General features: G+C 51.6%; 1 protein-coding gene. It reads left to right on the top strand.

The features are described 5' to 3' along the window. A partial coding sequence (locus tag LKK83_RS13565; protein WP_324631703.1) for a tetratricopeptide repeat protein occupies window positions 1-248 on the top strand: 248 nt, incomplete at both ends.

The following is a 248-nucleotide window of genomic DNA, read 5'->3' as shown; positions in this document are numbered from 1 at the left end:
GCCCAAACGGTGGAAGAGCGACAACAGGAAGCGGAACGATTGTTGGAACTGGGGATTGAGCAGTATGGGCAAAGTCAATTTCGTGAAGCATTACAGTCATGGGAACGGGCGCTGGAAATATATCGGGCGATCGGCGACAAAGCGGGGGAAGGCAACGCCCTCAACAACCTAGGAGAAGTTTACCAGAATCTGGGAGAATACGCCGAAGCAGAGCAATACTTCCTGCAATCGTTAGAGATAGCACGAGA

The organism is Phormidium sp. CCY1219, from assembly GCF_035615515.1.
In the GTDB taxonomy this organism is placed as follows: Bacteria; Cyanobacteriota; Cyanobacteriia; order Cyanobacteriales; family Laspinemataceae; genus CCY1219.
Note: the sequence above shows the minus strand (reverse complement) of the source record. Positions and strands in the feature narration are given on the sequence as shown.